Here is a 24,427-nt window from a genome sequence, read left to right as displayed (position 1 = left end):
GCGTATGTATAAAAAAACAGTATTTTTTAACGGCTATAGCGATATAGCCGGTTTTTTGTTGGCAATAATTCTCATTAATTATAATTAGTTGATATATATCATCTTTTTTCTCTTTTTTTATCTTGGTTCAGAAAACACTCCATATAATAGCTACCCCTCAAGGGTGACATAAAAATAAGTTTATTTTTTTAAACATATTTTGAAAATGGAGTGAATATGGATAAATCAATTATTAATCCTAAAGTAAATAGAAGGAATTTTCTTAAATCCTCCTCAAAGTTAGCGGCGATCTTAGCCTCTTCCGAATTAGCAATTCCTTTTAGAGCGATTGCAGCAGATGAGAAAAAAGCATTAACCGATACTGTAAATAATGATGAAAAGATTGTTTGGAGTGCTTGTACCGTCAACTGTGGTAGTCGTTGTGCATTAAGAATGCACGTGAAGGATAACAAAATTACCTATGTTGAAACCGACAATACCGGCACTGAAACTTATAATGTGGATCATCAAGTCAGGGCTTGTTTGCGTGGGCGCTCAATGCGTCGTCGTGTGTATAATCCGGATCGTTTGAAATATCCAATGAAACGTGTCGGTAAACGTGGTGAAGGAAAATTTAAACGTATCAGCTGGGATGAAGCCTTAACAGAAATTGCTCAGTCATTACAAAAAAATATTAAACAATATGGCAATGAGTCAATTTATTTGAATTATGGTACCGGAACTTTAGGGGGAACCATTACCAAATCTTGGCCACCGGGCTCAACCTTAATTGCACGTTTAATGAACTGTATTGGCGGTTATCTTAACCATTACGGTGATTACAGTACCGCACAAATTGCGGTTGGTTTGGATTACACTTACGGTGGCGGTTGGGCTTCCGGTAATGGTATGGCGGATATTGAAAACACCAAACTGATCGTTTTATTCGGAAATAATCCGGCTGAAACCCGTATGAGTGGTGGCGGATTAACCTATTGTATTGAACGTGCAAAAGCAAAATCCAATGCGAAATTGATTGTGATCGATCCACGTTATAACGATACCGCCGTAGGAAAAGAAGATGAATGGATTCCGATTCGTCCCGGTACTGATGCGGCATTAGTTTCTGCTTTAGCGTATGTAATGATTACCGAAGATTTGGTGGATCAACCGTTCCTTGATAAATATTGTGTTGGTTATGATGAAAAAACATTGCCGGCATCTGCACCGAAAAATGGGCATTATAAAGCCTATATTTTAGGACAAGGAAAAGACGGCATTGCCAAAACACCGGAATGGGCATCAAAAATTACAGGTATTCCGGCAGATAGAATTATTAAATTGGCAAGAGAAATTGCAGGTGCGAAACCGGCTTTCATCTCTCAAGGTTGGGGGCCGCAACGTCGTAGCAATGGTGAGCTTATTTCTCGTGCGATCGCAATGTTGCCGATTTTGACCGGAAATGTTGGGATTAATGGCGGTAATACCGGCGCGCGCGAGAGTTCTTATAGTATTCCTTTTGTCAGAATGCCGACTTTGACAAACCCGGTTCAAGCCAGTATTCCAATGTTCTTGTGGACTGATGCCATTGTGCGTGGCCCGGAAATGACAGCGACAACCGATGGTATTCGTGGTGTAGAAAAACTTTCCGCACCGATTAAATTTATTTGGAACTATGCAAGTAACTGTTTAATCAATCAGCACGCTCAAGTTAATCGTACCCACGATATTTTGCAGGATGAGTCAAAATGCGAAATGATTGTAACCATTGATAATCATATGACACCGACCGCAAAATATAGCGATATTCTTTTGCCGGACTGCACAACATCCGAACAGATGGATTTTTGTCTGGATGCGTTTGTATCTAATATGGCATACGTTATTTTCGCCGATCAGGCGGTTAAACCGGCGTTTGAATGCAAAAATATCTACGATATGATGACCGGCTTAGCAGAAAAGTTAGGTGTAAAAGAAAAATTCACGGAAGGCCGTACTCAAGAACAGTGGTTGCGTCATTTGTATGAACAATCCAGAGCGAATTTGCCTGAATTGCCGACCTTTGATCAGTTCAGAAGAGAAGGAATCTTCAAAAAAGTCGATCCGAACGGTTTCTTTGTTGCTTATAAAGATTTCCGTGAAGATCCAGAAAAAAATCCATTACAAACTCCATCAGGAAAAATCGAAATTTACTCCAGCCGTTTAGCGGAAATTGCAAAAACGTGGAAATTGGCGGAAGGGGATGTGATTGATCCGTTGCCGATTCACGTAGACAGTTTTGAACATTATGGTGATCCGCTAATGGAAAAATATCCGTTGCAATTAAGTGGTTTCCACTATAAAGCACGTACTCACTCAACTTACGGTAATGTTGATGTATTAAAAGCAGCCAATCCGCAAGAAATGTGGATTAATCCGATTGATGCACAGGCGCGCGGCATTAAAGACGGTGATCGTATCCGTATTTTTAATGATCGTGGTGAAGTTCAGATTAATGCAAAAGTTACTCCGAGAATTATTCCGGGAGTCGTTGCATTGGGAGAAGGTGCTTGGTATGCGCCGGATAATCACAGAGTGGATCATTCCGGTTGTATCAACGTACTGACTACACAACGCCCATCACCGTTAGCTAAGGGAAATCCTCAACATTCTAACTTAGTACAGGTTGAGAAAATTTAAGGAGTAAAGTATGGAACAATATGGATTCTATTTTGATTCAGAACGTTGCACAGGCTGCAAAACTTGTGAATTAGCCTGTAAAGATTATAAAGATTTGGGTACAGAGGTTAATTTCCGCCGTATTTATGAATATTGTGGCGGAAATTGGTTAGTCAAAGAAGACGGTACATTTGAACAGGATGTATTTGCTTATTACCTTTCTATTTCCTGTAACCATTGTGAAAATCCGGCTTGTACTAAAGTGTGCCCGACAGGTGCAATGCACAAAAATGAAGATGGTTTTGTGATTGTCAATGAGGAGGTGTGTATCGGCTGCCGTTATTGCCATATGGCGTGCCCTTATGATGCACCTCAATATGATGCGAAAAAGGGACATATGACCAAATGTGACGGTTGTTATTCCCGTATTAAAGCAGGTCAGAAACCGATTTGTGTGGAAGCCTGCCCATTAAGAGCGTTAGATTTTGCTCCAATTGAAGAACTTAGAGCAAAATACGGTAATCAGGCTTCGATCGCACCGTTACCGCCGGCAGAAGTAACCAAACCTAATTTGGTGGTCAAGCCGAATAAAAATGCACGCCCAAGTGGCGATACAAGCGGCTTTTTAGCAAATCCGAGGGAGGTGTAAGATGAATGCGGGATTACTTGAATTGCCTTTGGTCTTTTTTACTGTATTGGCACAGGCGGCAGTCGGAACATTATGGGTGTTTGCTTATGTCCTTTGGCAAAAAGAGGCGGAAACCGAAAAGAGCCGAATTTATAAATTAATGTTTTTACCATTGGTGTTATTAGGTATCGGTTTTATTGCATCAATACTGCATTTAGGAACACCGATAAGAGCGTTTAATTCACTTAATCGTGTCGGCGAATCAATGCTGAGTAATGAAATTGCCAGTGGTGCACTCTTTTTTGCTATTGCCGGTTTTTATTGGTTAATCGCGATTATAGGAAAAATGCCTAGTGGCTTATCACGCATATGGTTAGTTGTAATGGTGATCAGCGGCGCGGTATTTATGTATATGATGAACAATGTTTATCATATTGATACTGTTCCAACTTGGAACAATGCCATCACCTCTTGGCAATTTTATTTAACCGTTGTGCTAATGGGAACTGCTTTGGGATATACTTTATTACATCCTATTCGTCCATTATGCCTATTGCCGTGGTTATTCGGTTTGGCAATGGTGGCATCAGTTGCGGTCGTGATCTACCAAAGTTTTACCTTAGCTTCCATTCACAGCGCCGTTCAACAGGCGATTAATTTAGTTCCGGAATATGTCTGGTTAAATATTATTCGTTTATTGTGCTTAGTGTTGGCAAATTTATTACTTTGTAAAAGTAATCATAGAGCTGGATTACTATTCGCGGTATTATTGGTGTTCGGTGGAGAAGTGTTAGGTCGCATCATTTTTTATGGACTGCATATGACAGTAGGTATGGCAGTTTGATGTTAATGATGACTACGCCTAAGGATTTAGGCGTAGTTCCTTTCTGTGGGAGACACAATGATGGAACGAGAAAAGTTTGTAGAATGGGTAAAAACAAGCGGTTATTGGATGGGAATGTTATTATATTTCGAGCCAAGACACACTGTTTTAAAGCCTATTCTAGATGCATTGGATAATATGGATTGGCAAGAAGGTTGGCTTCCGGCACTCAAAAATGAGGATGAAATTGTAGCGTTGTTACGCCAACGTGATAATTTGCCGGAACAATTCCAAGCGCAATTTATAGGGCCTAATGCTTTGCCGGCACCGCCTTGGAGCACTGTTTATTTGGATGAAGAGGCTGTCATCTTCGGCAAACCCTTGATAGATTTACGCAAATTTATGCTGAGAAATGACATCTGCTGTAATGTCGGCACTGAAGAACCGGAAGATCAGGTCGGCTTGATGTTAATGATGGCAGGTTATATTGCCAATAGTAATCCGAAAATTCTGGATGAATATTTAGCGAAGTATCTGTTTACTTGGGTGTGGCGTTATTTAAGTTTACTCACCAAACAAACGGAATCGCCTTTTTATCAAGGAATCGGCTTAATTGCGGAACAGACTTTATCGTTGTGGCAGATGAATATTAAATGTGCCGTTCCAAAATTGCCGCTCTATTTTTAGACAATGATGACAAAAGACGAACGTTATTATTCGGCATATTTGTCGCATCATAATATCTCAAGACGGGGGCTTTTCCGTCTTTTCAAACAATCACCGCAACAACAATCGTTGCGGCGATTACAAAATCGCCCACCTTTTGCTGCAAAAGAGGAGCTGTTTACCGCTTTTTGTGATGGCTGTGGTAAATGTGCGCAAGTTTGCCCATATGGGTTAATCCAAATTGAACAACAAAAAGCGACTTTAGCGATAACTTATGCCGCCTGTGATTTTTGTGGACTCTGTGCACAGGCTTGTCCAACAAAAGCATTGCATCCGGCATTTAAAGCAGACACTGAGTTAAGACCGCGCTTCTTAGCGGAATGTTTACAACAACAGGGACAAGCGTGCGACAGTTGTATACAAAGCTGTCCGACAAAAGCGATCCGACTTGATAGCAATAAACAACTTATGGTTGATTTATCGCACTGCAATGGCTGTGGTGAATGTAAAGTCAGCTGTTTTATGAGTGCGATAGAGTTGACGTTAATGAAATGAAAAATGCAGTGTCGGAACACTGCACTTTTCTCACAACCACCCTTTCCGTTTGAAATAAAGGAATGGGAATAAGGCGGCGAGCGCCATTAAAACTAAGGCGAATGGGTAGCCGAATTTCCAAGTTAATTCCGGCATATTGGCAAAGTTCATACCGTAAGTGGAAGAAACCAATGTTGGCGGTAGGAAAATCAAGGATGCCACAGAGAAGATCTTCATAATTCTGTTCTGTTCGATATTCATAAAACCCATTGCCGCCTGCATTAAGAAGTTCACTTTTTGGAACAAAGATTCGTTATGAGGTTGTAGTGATTCAATATCTCGTAACACTTCGCGCGCTTGCTCCAACTGGCTGGCTGGCAAACGTGTTTTACGTACCAAAAAACTCAATGCACGTTGCGTATCCATCAAACATAAACGCACTTTTGAACTCACATCTTCCTGTTCAGTCAATGTGGCTAATGCCTGATCAAACGCTTCACCTTGTTTTCCCTCCAGAATGATACGGCTTAATTTTTCCAAATCGGCATAAACTGTTTCAATCACATCCGCTAATTGCTCGATTTTAGTTTCAAACAGATCCAATAATAATTCGTAGGCATTACATTCAAGTAAGCGTTGGGTACGGGAGCGCATACGATAAAGGCGGAAAGCCGGCAATTCACGATCTCTGAGAGAGAATAAACGACCGTCACGCAAGGTAAAAGCAACGGTGGCGATATCGGCATAATCATCTTCATCTTCGCAATAAAAGAAAGAGTGTAAATGTAAGCCGTCTTCATCTTCAAAGAAACGTGCGGATGCCTCAATATCTTCCAGCTCGAGATAAGAGGCTAAACTTTGACCTAGTCCTTGTTGTAACATCTCACGCTCTTCAGCGGTCGGCTCTAATAGGTCAATCCAAATTGCATCATTTAATGCATCGCTGTTTTCGTCAATTCGCACTAAACGTGCGTCATCTAAGGCAAATGCTCCAATCATCTGTTCTTACTCCCTCAGTTGGGTTTTGAACAACGCAATGAACAAAATAAAAAAGATTCCAGTTTATTTTATGGGAAGTTTGATACTTACCGACTTTTCGCCGATAAGCAAAAGAGGCTATGAGGCGAAAAGATTAGTTGTAATAGTAAAACCAGTATCGACTGTGACTGTCCAAAGTGTTTGTCCTCATAGAAAAAATATCGGGCGGAATGTTACTCTTGTCAAATCAGATAGTCAAGTTTCACGATGGATGAAACTTGACTTTAGAGATTAATTTTTCTTTTCAAAATCATTGATATGCTTGTTTGCGGAGATCCACGCTGCGGCATAACCGATAGCGGCGCAAATAATGATCATAAAGAGAATTTCTGAGAGAGCTAAACCGTTTAATGCTATTTTGATCGCAAAAATATCGGCAACATAGCTTACCGCTGTTGAGAAATAAGCGATGAGCAGAAAACTGAAAATGGTGGCGAGCATACTGCCGAGCACGCCGTAAATGATACCGGTGCAGAGGAACGGGCGAAGAATAAAATGGTTAGTGGCTCCAAGCAGTTTCATTACTTCAATGCTTGAGCGGCTGCTGTAAACATCGGAGCGTACGCTGTTTCCAATCACTAAGAACACCGCTAAACTCATTAAAACACAGCAAATAACGGCAATTTTGGCAACTAAATAGGAGATCGCACCCAATTTTTCTATCCAGCCGTCATCTAAGCGCACTTCCTGCACGCCTTTCACTTTCATCAGTTCAGTGCGTAATTCCATCACTTTATCGCTGCTTTTGAACTCTTCGGTAGGTTTGATCATCACCACTGCCGGCAATGGATTGTCATCCAAAAGCGATAATTCCTCATTAAAGCCCGACCACTGGCGGAAATCTTCGAGGCTTTTCTGACGAGAGATATAATTTAGGGCATCAACACCTTGCTGTGCTCTGAGTGATTCAACGACACGTTCGGCATCCTGTTCACTTAAATTTTTATTCAGATAGACCGCCAATTCAGATTCCGGATAGAAGTTATCGATAGTATATTCCACGTTTTTCCATAATAAATAAGTCGTTACCGGAATAGTTAATGAAACGGCGATCACAATAACGGTTAATAATGTACCGAGTTTTCTTTTTAATAGTTCACGAAATACCATTTGGAAGACAATTTTTAATTGCAAGAATATGGAAGCGTTGAGATGACGTTGGTTCATAATAATCCCATTAACAAATAAACTGTTTTAAATGCCCTTGTTCTAAAACGATGGTCGGTTTTGGATTCTGTGCGATGATATTGACATCGTGCGTGGCAATAATCACCGTTACCCCCATACTGTTCAATTGCTCGAAAAGATGAAAAATATCCAATGAAAGCTCTTTATCCAGATTGCCGGTTGGCTCGTCCGCCAACAGAAGTTGTGGGCGATTCACAATGGCACGAGCAATATCGACACGTTGCTGCTCACCGCCTGAAAGTTGCTGCGGATAGTAGTCGGCACGATGGAATAAACCAACACGATCCAATGCTGCCGAAGCACGTCTTTTGACTTCATTAGGGTGCATTCCGTTAATGACTAACGGCAAACCGACATTATCCAACACAGTGTAGTTAGTGAGCAGACGATAATCCTGATGCACCATTCCGATTTGGCGGCGTAAATAAGGCATTTCAGATGCGGGTAAACGAGTAATATCGTGATTATTGAACCAAATATTACCGCCATTGGCACGTTCAATACCGAGGATCAGTTTTAACAGCGTGCTTTTACCGGCACCGGAATGACCGGTGATATAGGTCATACTGCCGACAGGTAAATGAAAACTGATTCCTTGCAGGGCGGGTTTGTTTCCGCCACTATAAACTTTACTCACATCTGAAAACCGAATCATAACTGTTCCTTAAACCTCTTTATCCGATGTAAACAGTGCTTCAATAAACTCTTCGCTATTAAATGGGCGTAAATCATCAATTTTTTCACCCACGCCGATATAACGAATAGGCACATTAAATTGATCTGCCAGTGCAAAAATGACACCGCCTTTTGCTGTGCCGTCCAATTTGGTTAATGTAATTCCTGTAATGCCGACCGCTTCATTAAATAATTTCATCTGGCTAATTGCGTTTTGACCGGTGCCGGCATCTAATGTCAGCATAATTTCGTGTGGTGCATTTTCATCATATTTTTTCATCACTCGCACAATTTTTCTTAGTTCATCCATTAGATTATTTTTATTTTGCAAACGACCGGCGGTGTCGGCAATCAGAATATCCACGCCTTTCGCGGTTGCAGATTGCATTGCATCAAATAATACCGAAGCGGAATCTGCGCCGGTTGCTTGAGCAATAACCGGAATATGATTGCGTTCACCCCAAACTTGTAACTGTTCTACCGCCGCTGCACGGAAGGTATCACCGGCAGCTAACATAACGGATTTACCTTGCTGTTGGAACTGTTTTGCTAATTTACCAATGGTGGTGGTTTTACCGACGCCGTTTACGCCAACCATCAAAATAACAAAAGGTTTTTTATCGGTTAGCACTAAAGGTTGTTCATTCGGTTTTAAAATAGTTGCTAATTCAACTTTTAATTGTTGATAGAGTAATTCCGCCTCTTTTAACTGCTTACGGCTGGCGTGTTCTGTTAAATTTTTAATAATTTTATTTGTGGTCGGCACACCGATATCCGCAATTAACAGCTGTTCTTCTAACTCTTCAAACAGATCATCATCGATTTTTTTACCTGAAAAAAGAGAACGAAAACCGGCACCGATATTTTGTTTGGTTTTCACCAGTCCTTGTACTAAACGGCTGAAAAAACCTTGTTTAGTAGGTTTTTCCTGTGTTTCAATTTTTGTAGGCTCAGGCTCAGGCTCAGGCTCAGGCTCAGGCTCAGGCTCAGGCTCAGGCTCAGGCTCAGGCTCAGGCTCAGGCTCAATTTGTTGTGGTGGAAGTGAAGAAGTTTGTTGTTCTTGCTGTTCTGTGGTTGTTATTTCTGTGTCGGTAAGTTGTGATTCAGCAATCGGTGTTTCAGTTTTCGGTGCTTCAGTTTGTGGATGCTGATCTGAAATAACATTATCTGCATCTGTATCAGGTTTGGTTTCCTGTTGTGTATTTTGTTGCGGTTGTTGAGATTTATTACGACCGAATAACGATGCCCAAAAGCCTTTTTTCTGTTTGTTTTCCGACATATTTATTTCCAAATTAGTATAAAAAGATAATCTGCATAAGGTTATGCACAAAGTGAAAAGAATAGACTAAAATACCAGCTAGTTTATCATTTTAATGTTATTGATGTTTAGCATTTCTTTTATTTATGGCAAAAAACCTTTCAAAAATAGCACAATTGAGTAACAACAAGGGCGAAGTGAGAATTATCGGTGGATTATGGCGAGGGCGTAAATTGCCGGTATTGTTGTCCCAAGGGTTGCGTCCAACTTCAGATCGCGTGCGTGAAACATTGTTTAATTGGCTAATGCACGATATTGTCGGAGCAGATTGTTTAGATTGTTTTTCGGGTAGCGGTGCTTTGGGGCTTGAGGCGTTATCTCGTCAGGCAAATTCGGTAGTAATGTTGGAAAAATCGCCACAAGTGGCAAAACAGTTAAAGCAAAATTTACAACAGCTTAAAACAGAGCAGGGCGAAGTGATTTGTGCGGATACCTTGTCGTTTTTAGCAACGGCTGAAGCGAAAGGTTTTAATATCGTTTTTATTGATCCGCCGTTTCATCAGAATCTGCTTTCAGAAACACTGTTATTATTAAATAATCACGGTTGGTTGGCGGAGGAAGCGTTGATTTACATTGAAACGGAAAAAAACTTAACACCGACCGTGCCGGAAAACTGGCAGTTGTTAAAAGAGAAATTTACACAGCAAGTTGCATATCGTTTATATCAGAAACAGGGGTGAATTATGAAAGCATTGGTATTACGTCAATCGGAAAATCAACCTTTTCAGGCAAAAATTGAAAATATCGATTCACAATTTTTCTCTGAAGCACAACGACAAGGCATTAAAGTTAAAGTGCATTATTCAGCGTTGAATTATAAAGATGCGTTGGCATTATGCGGAACCGGTCGGATTATTAAACAGTACCCTTTCATTCCCGGCATTGATTTGGTCGGCAGTGTTGCCGAAAGCAATGATCCAGCGTTTAAGGTGGGGGATTTAGTGTTGGTTACCGGCTTTGGTTATGGAGAATTGCAGTTCGGTGCGATGGCGGAATATACCTATGTACAACCGCAACATTTGTTGAAATTGCCGATAACGCTGACAGAATATAAAGCGATAGCATTAGGAACGGCAGGTTTTACTGCAATGTTGTGCGTGAATGCGTTGCAACAGGCAGAAATTACGCCTGACAAAGGGCAAATTATTGTGACCGGTGCAAGCGGCGGTGTTGGCTCACTTGCGGTCTATTTATTGCATAAATTAGGCTATTCAGTGATTGCCGTTTCAGGAAATACGGATCGTTATCAACAACTTTTGGATTTCGGTGCAGAGAAAATTTATGATCGATCCCATTTTGCACAGCCAAGCCGTCCATTAGAAAAACAACAGTTTGCCGGCGTGATTGATACTGTCGGTGGCGATATTTTGGCAAATTTAATAAGTCGTGTGCAGTATCACGGTTGTGTTGCTTGCTGCGGTTTAGCACAAAGTTATCAACTACAAACCACAGTAATGCTGTTTATATTGCGTAATGTGCGATTGCAAGGCGTAGAGTCAGTTTATTTTCCGCTCGAAAAACGCACCTCCGTTTGGCAGCAACTGGCACAACTGATCGGTGATGATTATTTACAAGCGTTCACGCGTGAAATCCCATTAGCAGAAGCTGCCGAATATGCTAAAAAGATGCTCGATCACCAGTTATACGGCAGAACAATTGTGAGGGTGGGTTAGGTACTGTCTCGGATGATGAGCCGGCTACGAACAAGAATACTATCCGGTTTATAAGCTATTTGTTGATTGAATAAGCGTCTTACAGTTCGCCCAGCTAGAATTCCCATTTCTTTATAAGGAATGGCTACAGTTGTTAATTTGGGATAACACACTTCGCTAACTTCTAAACCGCCTATGCTGCTTATTGTTGTTTCATAAGGAATATTAATATGACGACGATGAGCCTCAAATAGCGCACCGCAAGCCATTTCATCAGATAGGCAGATAAAAGCGTCAATTCGTCCCCAAAGTAAAAACGCCTCGTTGAACAGTTGCGCTCCAGTTTTGAAAGAGGCGTGATTAGCACCGTGTAGGACAAGGTGAGGGTTAATGGCGTATTGCAAACAAGCGCTATGCCAACTTTTCATATATTGTTGGAAAATAGAAAGTTGCTGACTGGCGCAAAGTAAACCTATTTCTTGTTTTCCTTTTTGTAATAAATGCGAAACCAACAGATGAATGACTTGTGATATATCAACGCCTATGTTGATACCTAAACTATCAGTTTTGTGTGCGCCAATGGATATGAGAGGCAAATTAAGACTTTTTAGTCGTTGTGCTTGATTGGCATCATATTCCATATTTAATAAAACAATAATTTCAGGGGAATATTGAATTGCTTCGTTGATCCAATCTTTGTCTTTTTCAGTAAGAAGAAACAGAAGTTGTACATTAGCGGTTTGTAATTCCTTCTGTAGCCCTTCTAGAATAAGTGTATTCTCAGTGGCAATTAATGATGTTGTAACAATCACGATATTATTGGAGTTGACACTTGCCAGATTTCTTGCTGCTACATTCGGAATGTAACCCATTTCCTGAATAGTCTGTTGAATTTTATTCCTTAACTCTTCAGAAACCAAATCTGGTTTATGAATAGCTCGGGAAACCGTCATTGCACCAACCCCCACTTTCTTGGCGATATCAGCTAAAGTTACTTTCCCTGTACTACGGCGAGGTTTATTACTTTTTTGTTCAGTCATAATGAGTGAAATAGAGTCAAAATAATAGGGTTAAGTATACCATTCTCTTCCTTCGAAAAAATAAAATGTTAGCGCTATCACAAAATTGAAATTTGGTGATTGATAGAAAATTAAAGCTCCTCTAGACTGCAATTATGAACAAGATTTAAGGAGGCACTATGTTAGAACAATTTTTACCAAAAAAGCATTTGCAACGCATAGAAAAGGTGACTTCGTGGCAAGAAGCAGTGAAATTGTGTGCTACACCATTGCTTAGCGAGAAGATTATTGAGCCACGTTATCTCGATAATATTTTCCGTTTATATGAGGAACTCGGTGCTTATTTTGTGATTGCTCCGCAGATTGCCATGCCTCACGCCAGACCAGAAGATGGGGCAATAGAAACAGGATTATCGTTATTAGTCGTTTCTTCCGGCGTGAATTTCGGTTCGGATGAAAATGATCCAGTACATTTAATTGTGATGTTGGCAGCAAAAGATAGTACAGCTCATCTTTCTGTACTTTCAGAATTAGCAGAATTATTAGGCGACGATGATAAGGTAAAACAAATTATCAATGCCAAAACAATAGATGAAATTTTTTCTCTTATTCAATAGTAACAGTTCGGAGGTTTATGATGAAAATTATGGCAGTTTGTGGTTCTGGATTAGGCAGCAGCTTTATGATGGAAATGAACATCAAGAAAGTGTTGAAAAAAATGGGAATTGAGGCGGAAGTTGAACATACCGATCTCGCTTCTGTCAGTCCGAATGATGCAGATGTTTTTGTAATGGCAAAAGACATTGCGGCAAGTAGCGGTATTGCAGAAGATAAATTAATTGTCGTGACCAATATTGTAAGTTTGGCGGAGTATGAACAAAAACTTACAGCCTATTTTCAAAAAAATTAATGTTAGAAGGAGTTTATTATGAACGCTTTCCTTTTCTTTATTTTAGATATTTTAAAAGTACCGGCAGTGTTAGTTGGACTTATTGCATTGGTCGGTTTAGTTGCGCAAAAGAAAGCATTACCGGACATTATTAAAGGCACGATTAAAACTATTTTAGGTTTTATTGTGCTAGGTGGTGGTGCCGGTGTTTTATTAGGATCACTGACTCCGCTTGGTGATATGTTCCAACACGCTTTTAATGTGCAAGGTATTATTCCGAATAATGAAGCAATTGTTTCATTAGCATTACAAAAATATGGCACAGCAACTGCATTAATTATGGCATTTGGTATGGTTGCCAATATTATTATTGCTCGTTTTACTCGTTTGAAATTTATCTTTTTAACGGGTCACCATACTTTCTATATGGCTTGTATGATTGGAATTATCTTAACTGTTGCTGGATTTGAAGGTGTTCAACTTATTTTTGTCGGTGCTTTGTCTTTAGGGTTGGTAATGGCATTTTTTCCATATATTGCACACCGTTATATGAAACATATTACCGGTAGCGATGACGTGGGTTTTGGGCATTTCGGTACAGTAGGATACGTGTTAGCAGGGGCAATTGGAGAATGGACAGGTAAAGGTTCAAAATCTACTGAAGAGATGAATTTACCGAAAAATTTAAGTTTCTTACGTGATAGTTCCATCTCCATTTCTCTTACAATGATGGTGATATATTTCATCTTAGCGATTGCTAGTGGCCCAGAGTTTATTGAAACAAAATTCAGTGCAGGACAAAATTATTTAGTTTATGCGCTTATTCAAGCGGTAACTTTTGCAGCAGGTGTATTCATCATTTTGCAAGGTGTTCGTTTAATTCTGGCAGAAATTGTGCCGGCATTTACCGGCTTCTCTGAAAAATTAGTGCCGAATGCAAAACCCGCTTTAGATTGTCCGATTGTTTTCCCATATGCACCAAATGCGGTATTGATTGGCTTTTTATCTAGTTTTGTTGGTGGTTTAGTTGGGTTGTTTATTTTAGGTCAGCTTAGCTGGGTTCTTATTTTACCTGGTGTGGTTCCTCACTTCTTCTGTGGTGCGACAGCTGGTGTATTCGGTAATGCAATGGGTGGAAGAAGAGGTGCAATTCTAGGTGCATTTGCACACGGTATATTAATTACATTCTTACCTGTATTCCTATTACCAGTATTAGGAAGTTTAGGTTTCTCAAATACGACTTTCTCAGATGCGGACTTTGGTGTCATTGGGATTATCTTAGGAAATATGGCTAATTATTGGGATAAAAACATTATCACTGTAGTGATTGTCGGATTATTTGCTGTATTAGTGGCATATAACTATCTAAAAAAAGAGAAAATTAATCATTAAGGAGACGAGAATGGAAACTGATATAACCCGATTTGCGAATCAGATCCGAATCGAAACCTTAAAAATGTTGGTTCATTTAGGATTTGGTCATTTTGGAGGCAGTCTTTCTGTAGTGGAAACCTTAGCTGCCTTATATGGAAAAGTAATGAAAATTGATCCTAAAAAGCCGGATTGGAGTGAACGAGATTATTTTGTGTTATCAAAAGGTCACGCAGGGCCGGCTTTATATAGTACATTGGCGTTAAAAGGATATTTCCCACTGGAACAATTAAAAACACTTAACCAAAACGGCACATTATTACCAAGCCATCCGGATCGTTTGAAAACACTTGGTGTTGATGCAACAACCGGTTCTTTAGGACAAGGTTTGTCAATTGCAAGTGGTATTGCTTTTTCTCACCAATTAAGGAATTTACCGAACAGAACATTTTGTATAGTGGGTGATGGTGAATTAAATGAAGGGCAATGTTGGGAAGCGTTTCAATTTATTGCTCATCATCGTTTAACTAATCTCACTGTGATGGTGGATTACAACAAAATGCAGTTGGATGGTGCTTTAACAGAGATCATAGATCCTTTTAATTTGCAGGAGAAATTTACAGCGTTTGGTTTTAATTGCCTTGCTGTTGATGGTGCTGATGTACAAATGTTGGCTCGAATTTTATCTGAACCAGCACAAGACAAACCGAGAGTTATCATTCTAAACACGAAGAAAGGTCAAGGCGTGCCTTATTTGGAAGATTTGAAAAATAGTCATCATTTAAGACTAAATGATGAAATGAAGGCACAGATTGAAAAGGCCATTGCAGATTTGGAGGTTAAGAATGCGTAATTTAGAGAAAGATACTCTGGAAATGAGAGCAGTTTATGCCTCTACTATGGCTGAATTGATCCAAGAAAATCCTTTAATCATTGATTTAGAAGCAGATTTAATGAGCTCTATGTCTATGGATAAAGTACAGAAGTTGTATCCGAAACATGTGATTAATTGTGGCATTATGGAAGCGCATAGTATCGGTTTAGCAGCAGGAATGTCGATAGCCGGACATATCCCGTTTTTTCATACTTTTACCGCTTTTGCTAGCCGTAGATGTTTGGATCAACTGTTTATGTCAGTGGATTACCAACAAAATAATGTAAAAGTGATTGCTTCCGATGCTGGTATTACTTCAGCACATAATGGCGGTACGCATATGTCATTCGAAGATATGGGTATTGTTAGGGGATTAGCTTCTACTGTTGTAATGGAAATGACGGATGCAGCAATGATGGAAAGTATTGTGCGTCAATTGGCTTCGTTAAAAGGATTTTATTGGGTAAGAACCATTCGTAAGCAGGCAACTAAAATTTATTCTGACAACGAGGAATTTGTTATTGGTAAAGCGAAAGTGTTGCAACAAGGCAAGGATGTAACATTAATTGCTAATGGTATTATGGTTGCAGAAGCGTTACGTGCGGCGGATATTTTAGCTGAACAGTATCGAATTTCCGCAGCTGTAATTGATATGTTTACCTTAAAACCGATAGATACAGAAACGATAGTGAAATTTGCCCAACAAACAGGAAAAGTGGTGACCTGTGAAAATCATAGTATTGAAAACGGTTTAGGCTCGGCAGTTGCCGAAGTACTAGTTGAACATTGTCCTGTGCCAATGAGGAGAGTAGGGATAAAACAGCGTTATGGGCAAGTGGGAACGGTCGATTTTTTGCAAAAAGAGTACCAACTCACTGCGGAGGATATTGTTAAACAAGCATTATCAATGTTTTAATTAAAAAGAAAGCGTTTATAAGTGGCTTAACTGTTTGTTCTGTAAGAAAAATTAAGCCACTTTACTATTCCTAAATTAAATCCTCTTCAGTTAACACACCTAAAGCCAATAAACCTTTGAGAACTCCATCGTGTTCAATATCTTCGGTGACATAATCGGCAATTTTTTTCAGTTCGGGGTGGGCATTGCCCATCGCGACACCTGTGCCAACGTGGGTTATCATTTCAATGTCATTTAAGCCATCACCGAACGCCATAACATTATCAATCGTAAGGCCGAAATGGTTGACGACGGCATCGATACCGCTCGCTTTGGAACCGCTTGCAACAAGGCAATCTACAGAATAATCGTGCCAGCGGACAGTTTTAAATTGCTCACCCAAAATGCCGGAATTGGCGATAAATTGGTCTTGTGATTCAGGATAGAACAGCAAAAGTTGATAAATATCGTGCGTTTTATAATAGTCTTGGCCGATAAAATATCGGGTGGTGATCGGATCAAGTGCCTTTTTTAATTGCGGCGTGATATTGGAAACTGCAATGGCTTCATTGCCGACAAAAGCATAATCTATTTGGTGTATTTGTAAAAAATGGATGATTCGTTCAATCTCTGTTGTCGCAATAGGATGTTTGCTAATAACTTGATTTTTATAACTATTATATTGGCCGTTAATGGTTACAAATAATTCGATACCTTCTTGCTTAATTAATTGATCAATTTTTTCCGGAAATGCACATCTTGCTCGTCCGGTGGCGATAGCCGGGATAATGCCTTTATGTTTTAAACTGCGGATAACGCTTGGTACGCTGGTAGGCAGAATAGCTTTATTTTTTACGTAAAGTGTTTCGTCAATATCGAAAAAGATAATTTTAATGTCTGGTTTTGTCATAACTTGCCTTGGAATAATGAAAAGAGTGTTAATTTTAGCAGTTTTTCTTTATTTCTCGATCCTCTTCACAAAAATTATCACTATCTCATTAATAGTTAAGGATTTTGATTAAGATAATGGAATGAAGCGGAATAATATTTTTGATTTTTGTTGCATTCAGTGTGGAAGACGCTTGCAGATTGCGGCGCACGGACTTTGTTCGTTTTGCTATAAACAGATTAAGGCATTTCACTATTGTGGTTGTTGCGGTACAAAATTGCCGGAGGATCGACAACGTTGCGGTATTTGTTTGTTAACTCCGCCGTTATGGCAAAAAATAGTCTTTGTTTCCGCATTTGAAGATCCGTTGCAATCGCTTATTTATCGTTTCAAATTTCAGCAAGATTATTGGTTGGATCGCAGTTTAGCCAGATTATTGTTATTGGCGGTGAAAGAAGCAAGGAGGACACATCAGTTAAATCTGCCGGAATTGTTAATTCCGGTGCCGTTGCATCATCGGCGGCAATGGCAACGTGGTTATAATCAATCTTCGTTGTTGGCTCGATATTTAAGTCGGTGGTTGAATATTCCCTGTTTAGAGAATGTTGTTATTCGTCAACGTGCCACCTCGACACAGCGAGGCAAAAATAGCCGGCAAAGAGAGCAAAATATGCAGCAGGCATTTGCCTTAAAACAGCGTCTTCCGGCGCAAATAAAGCGAATTGCGTTAATTGATGATGTTATCACTACCGGAGCGACAATGGAGGCAATTTGTCGTTGCCTGATGCAACAGGAGTTGGCAGAAATTCAGGTATGGGCATTGTGTAGAACGCAAAAATGATTTTTCCTTTCGGTTTAATTGAGTGAGGGAGTAGAAAAAATTTTAGATTAGGCGTATTATTCCCGACCATATCAGTCAAGTATTAACAAAAAGGATAGATAAATTATGCAGCAAATTGTGATTTCCAGTGCGGCACAGGCACATTTCCGTAAACTGCTTGATCAACAGGAAGAGGGAACAAATATCCGTATTTTTGTCGTTAATCCGGGTACACCGAATGCGGAATGCGGGGTGTCTTATTGTCCGAAATCAGCAGTTGAAGCAACAGACCATGAAATGAAATATGAAACATTTTCAGCGTTTGTTGATGAGTTAAGTTTGCCGTTTTTGGAGGATGCGGAAATTGATTTTGTGACTGATGAAATGGGGTCACAATTAACTTTAAAAGCACCGAATGCCAAAATGCGTAAAGTAGCGGATGATGCACCATTAATTGAACGTGTTGAATATGTTATTCAAACACAGATTAATCCGCAGTTGGCAAACCACGGCGGACGCATAACTTTGATTGAAATTACGGATAAAGGGGAAGCAATCCTTCAGTTCGGCGGCGGTTGTAATGGCTGTTCAATGGTTGATGTCACCTTGAAAGACGGTGTAGAAAAACAGCTATTGGCACAGTTTGAAGGTGAGTTAACCGGCGTGAAAGATGTTACTGAACATCAACGCGGCGAACACTCTTATTATTAATAAAATATTCAATGGCAGGATAATTTCCTGCCATATTGATATTGTCGACAAATCCCTTTCTTGTAGCAGTTTTTGCTAGTTTCTTGTAAAATCTTGCGGTTTATTTGATTAACCAACCATTTTATTAAAATTATCCATTTATGAAGAATATCCGTAATTTCTCAATTATTGCTCACATCGATCACGGTAAGTCCACACTTTCGGATCGTCTTATTCAAATTTGTGGCGGTTTAAGTGACCGTGAAATGGAAGCGCAAGTATTGGATTCGATGGACTTGGAGCGTGAACGTGGGATTACTATTAAAGCGCAAAGCGTAACCTTAAACTACACGGCGAAAAATGGTGAAACTTATCAGTTAAATTTTATTGATACGCCGGGGCACGTCGATTTTTCTTATGAGGTTTCTCGTTCATTGGCGGCTTGTGAGGGGGCATTATTGGTGGTTGATGCCGGGCAAGGTGTGGAAGCACAGACGTTAGCGAACTGTTACACTGCAATTGAGATGGATCTTGAGGTTGTGCCGATCTTGAATAAGATTGATTTGCCAGCAGCCGATCCGGAAAGAGTGGCGGAAGAGATTGAGGATATTGTCGGGATTGATGCGATTGATGCGGTTCGTTGTTCGGCGAAAACCGGCGTTGGGGTTGAGGATGTGTTGGAAGAGATTGTTAAACGTATTCCGGCACCACAAGGTGATCCTGAAGCGCCGCTACAAGCGTTAATCATTGATTCGTGGTTTGATAATTATTTAGGGGTTGTTTCCCTCGTTCGTATTAAAAATGGCACCTTAAAGAAAGGTGATAAGATTAAAGTAATGAGCACCGGGCAAAGTTATGGTGTTGATAGACTTGGTATTTTTACGCCTAAACAGGTTGATACGAATGAATTATCGTGTGGAGAAGTCGGCTGGGTTGTTTGTGGTATTAAAGATATTCTTGGCGCACCGGTAGGAGATACTTTGACATTACAATTTAATCCTGCATTAAAACCATTACCGGGGTTTAAAAAAGTAAAACCGCAAGTATATGCCGGTTTATTCCCTGTGAGTTCTGATGACTATGAAGCATTCCGAGATGCATTAGGAAAATTAAGTTTAAATGATGCATCGCTATTTTATGAACCGGAAAATTCTAGTGCGCTTGGTTTTGGTTTCCGTTGCGGTTTCTTGGGTTTGCTTCATATGGAAATTATCCAAGAACGTTTGGAACGTGAATATGATCTGGATTTAATTACCACTGCGCCGACAGTAATTTATGAAGTGGCAATGACTAATGGCGAGGTCATTTATGTCGATAGTCCGGCAAAATTGCCGCCGATAAATAATATTGCTGAAATCAGAGAGCCGATTGCTGAGTGTAATATGTTATTGCCGCAGGAGTATCTTGGTAACGTGATTACGTTGTGTGTTGAGAAACGTGGCGTGCAGACGCATATGGTGTATCACGGCAATCAGGTGGCATTGACGTATGAAATGCCAATGGGCGAAGTGGTGTTGGATTTCTTCGATCGTTTGAAATCAACTTCACGCGGTTATGCTTCATTGGATTATTCATTTAAACGTTTCCAAGCGGCGGATATGGTGCGGGTGGATATTATGATTAATGGCGAACGTGTAGACGCTTTAGCCTTGATTGTTCATAAAGATAATGCGCCTTATCGTGGTCGAGAGTTGGTGGAAAAAATGAAAGAGCTTATTCCTCGCCAACAATTTGATATTGCAATTCAGGCAGCCATTGGCAACCATATTATTGCACGCTCAACGGTTAAACAGTTACGGAAAAACGTGTTGGCAAAATGTTATGGTGGGGATGTCAGCCGTAAGAAGAAACTGTTACAGAAACAAAAAGAGGGTAAAAAACGGATGAAATCACTTGGTAATGTTGAAGTCCCTCAAGAGGCGTTTTTGGCGATTCTACACGTTGGAAAAGATAAATAAGGAGCAAGTATGTCAAACTTTTTCTTGCCTATTTTGTTAGTCGTTGGATTTATCCTGTGGAAAGTATTGGATTATTTTCAACTGCCGAACACATTTACCATTTTGTTGATTGTGTTCTCGGTGTTATCAGGTATTTTCTGGTGTCATCAACGTTTTGTGTTGAAGCCGAAACGTCAACGTCAAATTGCCAGAGCGGAACAGCGTAGCGGTAAACAGCTAACTGATGAAGAAAAAGCGAGAATTGAGCCAATTTCAGAAGGTGCGGAATTTATTGCTTCATTATTTCCGGTGTTGGCAGTAGTATTAATTGTGCGTTCTTTTTTATATGAACCGTTCCAAATTCCTTCGGGCTCAATGGAGCCGACTTTAAGAGTCGGGGATTTTTTATTGGTCAATAAATATGAGTACGGCATTAAAGATCCGGTTTTTCAAGAGAAATGGGTTGCGCTAGGTGAGCCGAAACGTGGAGACGTTATTGTTTTTAAAGCACCAATGCAGCCGAATGTGGATTATATTAAACGTGTTATCGGATTACCGGGCGATCATATTAAATACGATCAGCAGAATGGTGTTTTAACGGTAACACCGGCTTGTGGGCAGGATCTTTGCGAAAGCCAAACTTATCAGTATGAAGGGGTTGAGCCTAATCCGGAATTCGTATATCACGGTAATGCTCAAATTGAACGAACTGAAATAGGTGCGGTAACGCATCAAATTTTACTGAATCCGGATCGTTTTAATTATGATCCTTACTATTTCAAACAGGATGGAAATGCTGTCGGTGAATGGACGGTGCCGGAAGGTGAGTATTTTGTGATGGGTGATAACCGCGATAACAGTAATGACAGTCGTTTTTGGGGATTTGTGCCGGAAAGGAATATTGTTGGTAAAGCGACGGTGATTTGGTTAAGTTTAGATAAAAAAGAAGGTGAGTGGCCGAGTGGTATTCGGACTGATCGTTTCTTTAAACAAATTAAATAGTTATGAATAATCAACATCTAGATAGATTACAAAATAAATTGAGTTATCAATTTAAAAAAATGGCGTTATTGCAACAAGCATTAACACATCGCAGTGCGGCAAGCGAACATAATGAACGTTTAGAGTTTTTAGGCGATTCAATTTTGAATTTTACGATTGGTGAGGCGTTATATCATCAATTTCCTAAATCCGCTGAAGGAGATTTAAGCCGAATGCGTGCAACATTAGTCAGGGAGCAGACTTTAGCGCAGATCGCAATAGAATTCGATTTGGGTGAATATTTGAAATTGGGGCCGGGTGAATTAAAAAGCGGTGGTTATCGTAGAAGCTCAATTCTTTCCGATTGTGTGGAGGCGATTATTGGCGCGATTTATTTGGACAGCAATTTTGAGAAAGTGAAGGAAACCATTTTAAAATGGTATCAGCAACGCTTAGCAGATATTAAGCCGGGCGATAATCAAAAAGATCCGAAAACACGTTTACAGGAATATCTACAAGGTATCCGTCAACCGTTGCCGACTTATAATGTGGTGGAAATTAAGGGTGAAGCGCATAATCAGACCTTTAAAGTGACTTGTAAAATTTCACAATCGGATACTTTATTTGAAGGTATCGGCAGTAGTCGTCGTAAAGCCGAGCAAGCTGCGGCAGAGAAAATTTTGTCAGCATTAAAAATAAAATAAATGAGAGCAGAATGACAGTAGATCATCAAACAGACAATCAACAAGAAACCTATTGTGGTTTTATCGCTATTGTTGGGCGGCCGAATGTCGGTAAATCAACATTATTAAATAAAATTTTAGGGCAAAAAATATCCATTACCTCAAGAAAAGCACAAACTACACGCCATCGTATCGTTGGAATTGATACGGATGGTGCATATCAGGCGGTATATGTTGATACGCCGGGGCTTCATATTGAAGAGAAACGTGCGATTAATCGCTTGATGAATCGTGCGGCGAGCAGTGCAATCGGCGATGTGGATTTAATCATTTTTGTGGTTGACGGCACCCATTGGACTGATGATGATGAAATGGTGTTAACAAAATTACGCAGTGCAAAAGCGCCAGTAGTGTTGGCCATCAATAAAATTGATAATGTGAAAAATAAAGATGAACTATTGCCTTTCATCCAGCAGTTGACTGAAAAATTTTCATTTAAAGAGGTTGTGCCTATCTCGGCACAGCGAGGCAATAATGTGCATCAATTAAAAGCGATTGTGCGCCAATCTTTACGTAAAGGTGTTCACCATTTCCCGGAAGAGTATGTCACCGACCGTTCTCAACGTTTTATGGCATCAGAAATTATTCGCGAGAAGTTAATGCGTTTTATGGGTGAAGAGTTGCCTTATTCTGTCACAGTAGAAATTGAGCGGTTTAAAATTAATGAACGCGGTACTTATGAAATTAATGGCTTAATTTTAGTTGAACGTGATGGACAGAAAAAAATGGTGATTGGCCATCAAGGTCAGAAATTAAAAACGATTGGAACAGAAGCACGACAGGATATGCAGCGATTATTCGATGCGAAAGTGCATTTGGAACTTTGGGTTAAAGTGAAAAGTGGTTGGGCTGATGATGAGCGGGCGTTAAGAAGTCTAGGCTATATGGATGACTAAAAAAGAAAACCTCAAAAAGCAAGCAGATTTTTGAGGTTTTTTATTCATTAAGCACTCACTTTTTGAATTAATGCAGAAATGTCGTCAGGGAAGTTTTCGGCTTGGGCAAATTGCGCAATCTGTTGATGATGATATTGTCTTCCATCATACACGACCACGATACTGGTATCTCCAACTTGTAAATAATGGGTTTCACCGAATTCGGTATATCTGGTTGCACCAATACTGATAATTGCTTGAGAGGGATAATTTGCCTGTTTCAATAATTCGGGAATGTCATTCATCGGGCCTTGATCAGGCTGATTATTCATTCTGTCAATGAGCCAATCTACTAATTTTTGATTGAAATAATTATAGCCGGATATAGGGCTATCTATGCCGTATGCAGTTAAAACATCATTTCTTTTGTGAAAGCAGGCAATGCGATAATGATCGAGTTTTTTGCCTTTATCCAAAGAATCAACATCTAAAAAGCGGCTAGAAATACCTTTTGAAGCACTTCCCCAATTCTTTTTCTCACAAATTTTCTTGGCATTAGGTTTGCGGATAGAGCAATCATTATAAGCTGCAAACGCAAAAGGCGATAAAGCGATGACTTTTTTGTTACTGTTATAACTAATATTAAATAGCACGGCAACTTCCGGCTCTATTTGTAAATTATCTGCTCCAACAGGGGCTTGAATGGTTGAGGATGAAAGCGGAAAAGTTGCTAAAAAATTATCAGCATTAGGCACATAAAAAGGGAAAATAGCTTTTGGTTGAGAAGCTTCTTTTGTTACGACCTGTTCAAAATCTTTTGCCTCACCGGCTTGTTCTAAATGTCCAGCAAAGTTACCGGCTACACCAAAACCGATAAATTGAGTTAAGTCCATAGTGATCTCCATAGTGGTAAAAAATACAGATTAAAAAGAAAATTGATGTAAAACAATACATTTTGCAGAAATTCTAGGCAGTTAAATAAAAAAGTGTGATATTCGTCATAAAAACAGTTGCAAGGCATAAAAAAATCCCTATAATGCCGCCTCACGCAACGAGAGAGGAGCAACGCCGGTTAAGCAATATCGGTGAATATCCAAGAGAGAGAAAAACTTGAAAAAATCTTGTTGACAATAAAGGTCGAGATAAGTAGTATAGGCGACCTTGTCGCGAAAGTGCGACATTGTTCTTTAAAAAACTATCAGACAATCTGTGTGGGCATTCGTAGATAACAAATTGAGTGACTCAATAGAATTCAGGGCTTGGTTAAGCAATAAAACGTAAAGTT

At 39.8% G+C, this 24,427-nt stretch carries 25 protein-coding genes; 18 read left to right on the top strand and 7 right to left on the bottom strand.

Annotated elements, in window-relative coordinates:
- Window positions 1-216: 216 nt before the first annotated feature.
- The 5 genes from A3EO_RS0100130 to napF are packed head-to-tail and all read left to right on the top strand — an operon-like array spanning window position 217 to window position 5,309.
- Window positions 217-2,658: a DMSO/selenate family reductase complex A subunit gene (locus tag A3EO_RS0100130; protein ID WP_018345470.1), complete on the top strand. Its 2,442-nt coding sequence runs from the start codon at window positions 217-219 to the stop codon at window positions 2,656-2,658.
- Between the two features lie 10 nt (window positions 2,659-2,668).
- Window positions 2,669-3,286: a DMSO/selenate family reductase complex B subunit gene (locus A3EO_RS0100125; RefSeq protein ID WP_013745993.1), complete on the top strand. Its 618-nt coding sequence runs from the start codon at window positions 2,669-2,671 to the stop codon at window positions 3,284-3,286.
- 1 nt (window position 3,287) lies between these two features.
- A complete protein-coding gene (locus A3EO_RS0100120; protein WP_018345469.1) occupies window positions 3,288-4,109 on the top strand; it encodes a DmsC/YnfH family molybdoenzyme membrane anchor subunit in 822 nt (273 codons plus the stop codon).
- Window positions 4,110-4,166: 57 nt separating this feature from the next.
- Window positions 4,167-4,775: a Tat proofreading chaperone DmsD gene (dmsD, locus tag A3EO_RS0100115; RefSeq protein WP_018345468.1), complete on the top strand. Its 609-nt coding sequence runs from the start codon at window positions 4,167-4,169 to the stop codon at window positions 4,773-4,775.
- A gap of 6 nt (window positions 4,776-4,781) precedes the next feature.
- Complete coding sequence (gene napF, locus A3EO_RS0100110) at window positions 4,782-5,309, top strand: ferredoxin-type protein NapF (protein WP_018345467.1); 528 nt, start codon at window positions 4,782-4,784, stop codon at window positions 5,307-5,309.
- 30 nt (window positions 5,310-5,339) lie between these two features.
- Here the strand turns inward: napF and corA are convergent, their stop codons facing one another.
- From corA to ftsY, 4 genes are all read right to left on the bottom strand, one after another.
- Window positions 5,340-6,287, bottom strand: a complete 948-nt coding sequence (gene corA / locus A3EO_RS0100105; protein WP_013745989.1) for a magnesium/cobalt transporter CorA — start codon at window positions 6,285-6,287, stop codon at window positions 5,340-5,342.
- Between the two features lie 270 nt (window positions 6,288-6,557).
- Window positions 6,558-7,493, bottom strand: a complete 936-nt coding sequence (gene ftsX, locus A3EO_RS0100095) for a permease-like cell division protein FtsX (protein WP_018345465.1) — start codon at window positions 7,491-7,493, stop codon at window positions 6,558-6,560.
- A gap of 10 nt (window positions 7,494-7,503) precedes the next feature.
- Window positions 7,504-8,169, bottom strand: a complete 666-nt coding sequence (ftsE, locus tag A3EO_RS0100090) for a cell division ATP-binding protein FtsE (protein ID WP_018345464.1) — start codon at window positions 8,167-8,169, stop codon at window positions 7,504-7,506.
- Window positions 8,170-8,178: 9 nt separating this feature from the next.
- The gene (gene ftsY, locus A3EO_RS0100085; RefSeq protein ID WP_018345463.1) at window positions 8,179-9,468 is read right to left on the bottom strand and encodes a signal recognition particle-docking protein FtsY; all 1,290 of its coding nucleotides are present in this window, start codon (window positions 9,466-9,468) and stop codon (window positions 8,179-8,181) included.
- 125 nt (window positions 9,469-9,593) lie between these two features.
- Here ftsY and rsmD point away from each other — a divergent pair, with 125 nt between their 5' ends.
- The gene (rsmD, locus tag A3EO_RS0100080; protein WP_018345462.1) at window positions 9,594-10,187 is read left to right on the top strand and encodes a 16S rRNA (guanine(966)-N(2))-methyltransferase RsmD; all 594 of its coding nucleotides are present in this window, start codon (window positions 9,594-9,596) and stop codon (window positions 10,185-10,187) included.
- A 3-nt stretch (window positions 10,188-10,190) separates the two neighbouring features.
- The gene (locus tag A3EO_RS0100075) at window positions 10,191-11,180 is read left to right on the top strand and encodes an acrylyl-CoA reductase family protein (RefSeq protein WP_018345461.1); all 990 of its coding nucleotides are present in this window, start codon (window positions 10,191-10,193) and stop codon (window positions 11,178-11,180) included.
- On the opposite strand, the gene A3EO_RS0100070 is transcribed toward A3EO_RS0100075, so the two are convergent.
- Window positions 11,177-12,199, bottom strand: a complete 1,023-nt coding sequence (locus A3EO_RS0100070; protein WP_018345460.1) for a LacI family DNA-binding transcriptional regulator — start codon at window positions 12,197-12,199, stop codon at window positions 11,177-11,179. The genes A3EO_RS0100075 and A3EO_RS0100070 overlap by 4 nt on opposite strands.
- Window positions 12,200-12,357: 158 nt before the next feature.
- Here A3EO_RS0100070 and A3EO_RS0100065 point away from each other — a divergent pair, with 158 nt between their 5' ends.
- The 5 genes from A3EO_RS0100065 to A3EO_RS0100045 are packed head-to-tail and all read left to right on the top strand — an operon-like array spanning window position 12,358 to window position 16,228.
- The gene (locus A3EO_RS0100065) at window positions 12,358-12,795 is read left to right on the top strand and encodes a PTS sugar transporter subunit IIA (protein ID WP_018345459.1); all 438 of its coding nucleotides are present in this window, start codon (window positions 12,358-12,360) and stop codon (window positions 12,793-12,795) included.
- A gap of 20 nt (window positions 12,796-12,815) precedes the next feature.
- Window positions 12,816-13,088: a PTS sugar transporter subunit IIB gene (locus tag A3EO_RS0100060; protein WP_013745981.1), complete on the top strand. Its 273-nt coding sequence runs from the start codon at window positions 12,816-12,818 to the stop codon at window positions 13,086-13,088.
- A gap of 18 nt (window positions 13,089-13,106) precedes the next feature.
- Window positions 13,107-14,459: a PTS ascorbate transporter subunit IIC gene (locus A3EO_RS0100055; protein ID WP_013745980.1), complete on the top strand. Its 1,353-nt coding sequence runs from the start codon at window positions 13,107-13,109 to the stop codon at window positions 14,457-14,459.
- Between the two features lie 10 nt (window positions 14,460-14,469).
- On the top strand, window positions 14,470-15,291 hold the full coding sequence (locus A3EO_RS0100050; RefSeq protein WP_018345458.1) for a transketolase: 822 nt from the start codon (window positions 14,470-14,472) through the stop codon (window positions 15,289-15,291).
- Window positions 15,284-16,228: a transketolase family protein gene (locus A3EO_RS0100045; protein WP_018345457.1), complete on the top strand. Its 945-nt coding sequence runs from the start codon at window positions 15,284-15,286 to the stop codon at window positions 16,226-16,228. The genes A3EO_RS0100050 and A3EO_RS0100045 overlap by 8 nt, the downstream gene beginning before the upstream one ends.
- Window positions 16,229-16,298: 70 nt before the next feature.
- Here A3EO_RS0100045 and A3EO_RS0100040 read toward each other — a convergent pair whose 3' ends face one another.
- Window positions 16,299-17,117, bottom strand: coding sequence for a Cof-type HAD-IIB family hydrolase (locus tag A3EO_RS0100040; RefSeq protein ID WP_018345456.1), 819 nt, complete (start codon window positions 17,115-17,117; stop codon window positions 16,299-16,301).
- A gap of 121 nt (window positions 17,118-17,238) precedes the next feature.
- On the opposite strand from A3EO_RS0100040, the gene A3EO_RS0100035 reads away from it, so the two are divergent.
- From A3EO_RS0100035 to era, 6 genes are all read left to right on the top strand, one after another.
- Window positions 17,239-17,937 carry a hypothetical protein gene (locus A3EO_RS0100035; RefSeq protein ID WP_018345455.1) on the top strand — a complete coding sequence of 233 codons (699 nt, stop codon included), beginning with the start codon at window positions 17,239-17,241 and terminating at the stop codon, window positions 17,935-17,937.
- 105 nt (window positions 17,938-18,042) lie between these two features.
- Window positions 18,043-18,627 (top strand): Fe-S biogenesis protein NfuA, encoded by a 585-nt coding sequence (gene nfuA / locus A3EO_RS0100030; protein WP_013745975.1) that lies wholly within the window; start codon window positions 18,043-18,045, stop codon window positions 18,625-18,627.
- A gap of 140 nt (window positions 18,628-18,767) precedes the next feature.
- The gene (gene lepA / locus A3EO_RS0100025) at window positions 18,768-20,564 is read left to right on the top strand and encodes a translation elongation factor 4 (protein ID WP_018345454.1); all 1,797 of its coding nucleotides are present in this window, start codon (window positions 18,768-18,770) and stop codon (window positions 20,562-20,564) included.
- 9 nt (window positions 20,565-20,573) lie between these two features.
- Window positions 20,574-21,545 (top strand): signal peptidase I, encoded by a 972-nt coding sequence (lepB, locus tag A3EO_RS0100020; RefSeq protein WP_013745972.1) that lies wholly within the window; start codon window positions 20,574-20,576, stop codon window positions 21,543-21,545.
- Between the two features lie 2 nt (window positions 21,546-21,547).
- Window positions 21,548-22,228, top strand: coding sequence for a ribonuclease III (gene rnc, locus A3EO_RS0100015; RefSeq protein WP_018345453.1), 681 nt, complete (start codon window positions 21,548-21,550; stop codon window positions 22,226-22,228).
- Between the two features lie 11 nt (window positions 22,229-22,239).
- Window positions 22,240-23,163 carry a GTPase Era gene (era, locus tag A3EO_RS0100010; RefSeq protein ID WP_018345452.1) on the top strand — a complete coding sequence of 308 codons (924 nt, stop codon included), beginning with the start codon at window positions 22,240-22,242 and terminating at the stop codon, window positions 23,161-23,163.
- Between the two features lie 47 nt (window positions 23,164-23,210).
- Here the strand turns inward: era and A3EO_RS0100005 are convergent, their stop codons facing one another.
- Window positions 23,211-24,035, bottom strand: a complete 825-nt coding sequence (locus A3EO_RS0100005) for a DUF5718 family protein (protein ID WP_018345451.1) — start codon at window positions 24,033-24,035, stop codon at window positions 23,211-23,213.
- Between the last annotated feature and the right edge of the window lie 392 nt (window positions 24,036-24,427).

This window comes from Gallibacterium anatis DSM 16844 = F 149 (assembly GCF_000379785.1).
GTDB lineage: Bacteria > Pseudomonadota > Gammaproteobacteria > Enterobacterales > Pasteurellaceae > Gallibacterium > Gallibacterium anatis.
This window is presented reverse-complemented; position numbering and strand designations above follow the sequence as displayed.